Raw genomic sequence first — 2643 nt, 5'->3', positions numbered from 1 at the left:
TCTAGTCGTGGTGTACGTCGACCCGGCCGCGCAGGGGCCGGCGTTCGACAGCCACATGCACCGGCCGCTCGCGCAGCCGGTGCTTTTTTCTTTGTGCCGTGGCTCTCATAGCGTAAACAAACCCTAGTTCATGGCGCACCTTCTTCGTTTCGATCGCGACTTCAGCCGCCGGGCCTTCCTCGACGCCACCGGCAAGGGACTGCTGCGCGCCGGCGTGTTCGGGTCGGCCTGGACGGCCTTCCTGCGCACCGGTTCGGTCGCGGCGGCCTATCCGGACGAACTGCTGTCGATCGAGGTCTACAGCAAGGGCCGCCTCAAGTCCGGCGACGTGATCGACGCGGGCAACGTGGAACTGGTGAAGGACCTGCTCGACCCGGTCCGCTATCGGCAGATCTCCACGATGGGCCGCAAGCTGGTGCTGGCACCGACTACCACCGACCTGAGCCACCTGAACCCGACGCCCTACCTGGAAGCCACCGCGCGCAACCGCGGCAAGGCGCGTTTCGACGCCACCGGCAACATCGTCACCACCGAAGGCAAGCCCTGGATCGGCGGCAATCCGTTTCCGGAGCCCACGTCGGCGCTGGAGATGTTCGCCGCCCACACGCTGAGCTGGGGCCGCCACGACGTGTCGGTCTATGCCAGCAAGGAATACGACCTCGACCCTTCGGGCAACCTGCAGTACCAGTACTCGTCGGTGTGGGCGGAGATGTCCACGGTGGCGCGCACCGTCATCGATCCCAAGCCCTACTGGGCCGGTGAGCCGGACAAGCTGCGCTACCAGTCGGTGCTGTTCACCGAGCCGGCCGATGCGCGTGGCACCATCTTCCTCAACATCTGGGCCTACGACCAGAACCAGTTCCCGCAGCTCTACGGCTACCTGCCGGCCTTCAAGCGGGTGCGCAGTTTCCCGACCAATCAGCGCTTCGAGCCGCTGGTGGCCGGCGCCGAGCTCTACCTGTCGGACGCCTGGGCGGCCGGCGATCCGTTCCTGACCTGGGGCAACTATCAGGTCGTGCACCGCGGGCCGCACCTCGCAGCGGTCTCGCGCGGCTGGACGTCGACCCATCCGAACTGGGAGCACACCACCCACGGCGGCCCGAAGGGCAACCTGTTCTGGGACCACGCGGTCGAACTGGTACCCGAGGTGATCGTCATCGAGGCCGAGCCGGTGCGTTACCCGCGCGCGCCGGTCGGGCGCAAGCGCGTGTGGTTCGACGCGCGCACGCTTGTGCCGTTCCAGATGGTGTCCTACGACCGTCGCGGCGAACTGTTCCGCCACTTCGACGCGTCCTTCGCGTACTACGACGACGGCAAGGCGCGCGTGATGGACGGCAAGGAGCCCTACTGGTCCTGGGCCACCGTGCATGCCTTCAACGTGCAGACCAACCGCATGACCCGCATCGAGCAGGTGCGCGAGGTGCCGGGCGGCCACTCGATGCGCGTCAACGACCCCAGCGTCTACGACAAGTACCTGACCACTTCCGCGATGCAGCGGCTGGGCAACTGAAGCCCGGTCTCTGCGCTTCTTCACCACCCCCAAGGAGACGACGATGTCACTGGACCCGCAAGTACAAGGATTGCTCGATGCGTTCAAGGCGCAGGGCCTGAAGAGCTTCGAGCAGATGACGGTGCCCGAATCCCGCGAGACTGCCATGGCCTTCGTCGGCCTGGAAGGCGACGAGGAGGCGGTAGCCGATGTGTCGAATCACCGTGTGCCGGTGAAGGGCGGCGACATCGCCGTGCGCATCTACCGGCCAGCGGGCAACGCACCGCACCCGATGCTGGTGTACTTCCACGGCGGCGGCTTCGTGTTCGGCAACCTGGACCTGGTCGACAAGGTGGCGCGGTCGCTGTGCAACGCGTCCAACGCGGCGGTGGTCTCGGTCGACTACCGCAAGGCCCCCGAGCATCCCTATCCCACGGCGCCGGAGGATGCCTACGCCGGCCTGGTGTGGGCGCGCGAGAACGCCGCGAAGCTGGGCCTCGACCCGGCCCGCATCGCGGTGGCCGGCGACAGCGCCGGCGGCAACCTCGCGGCGGTCGTGTCGCAGATGGCGCGTGACCGCAAAGGCCCGAAGATCGCGCACCAGGTGTTGGTCTACCCGGTCACCGACGCGGCGGGCGACTACCCCTCGCGCAAGGAGAACGCCGAAGGCTACCTGCTGACGCAGGGCGCGATGCAGTGGTTCTTCGGTCACTACCTGACCCAGCCCGCGCAGGCGAGCGACGCCTATGTCTCGCCGATCAAGGGCGACCTGAAGGGACTGCCCGCGGCCACGGTGATCACCGCCGGCTACGACCCGCTGCGCGACGAGGGCGATGCCTACGCCAAGGCACTGGCGAAGGCCGGCGTGTCGGTGGACCATGTGCCCAACCCGACGATGATCCACGGCTTCTTCTGGATGAAGGGCGTGATCGGCCACACGCAGAGCATCTACGACCGCATCGGCAGGAACCTGAAGTCTGCGTTCGGGACCGCCTGAGTGTCCGTGTCACGGCGCAGCTGAGGGGGCGGCCATGACGGCAGCGGGGCCGGGCCCCGGCCCGTTGCACGGCGTGCGTGTCGTCGAGGTCGCTGCCATGGGGCCGGCGCCGTTCTGCGGCATGCTGCTGGCCGACCTGGGCGCCGACGTGCTGCGC

Annotated in this window: 3 protein-coding genes; all 3 read left to right on the top strand. The window is 67.8% G+C overall.

Annotated features, from left to right (window positions below; genetic code table 11):
* Positions 1-130: 130 nt before the first annotated feature.
* Positions 131-1510, top strand: a complete 1380-nt coding sequence (locus tag x551_RS20935; protein ID WP_036236210.1) for a DUF1329 domain-containing protein — start codon at positions 131-133, stop codon at positions 1508-1510.
* Between the two features lie 43 nt (positions 1511-1553).
* Entirely contained in the window at positions 1554-2486 is a 933-nt protein-coding gene (locus x551_RS20930) for an alpha/beta hydrolase (protein ID WP_036236214.1), read from the top strand.
* 34 nt (positions 2487-2520) lie between these two features.
* Positions 2521-2643: CoA transferase (locus x551_RS25570; RefSeq protein WP_173402830.1), on the top strand; the 123-nt coding region annotated here is incomplete at its 3' end.

The organism is Methylibium sp. T29, from assembly GCF_000576205.1.
Lineage (GTDB): Bacteria > Pseudomonadota > Gammaproteobacteria > Burkholderiales > Burkholderiaceae_C > Methylibium > Methylibium petroleiphilum.
Note: the sequence above shows the minus strand (reverse complement) of the source record. Positions and strands in the feature narration are given on the sequence as shown.

Excerpts from the sequence above, each read along its gene's own strand:
- x551_RS20930 (WP_036236214.1), top strand. The coding sequence starts at position 1,554 with ATGTCACTGGACCCGCAAGTACAAGGATTGCTCGATGCGTTCAAGGCG.
- x551_RS20935 (WP_036236210.1), top strand. The coding sequence starts at position 131 with ATGGCGCACCTTCTTCGTTTCGATCGCGACTTCAGCCGCCGGGCCTTC.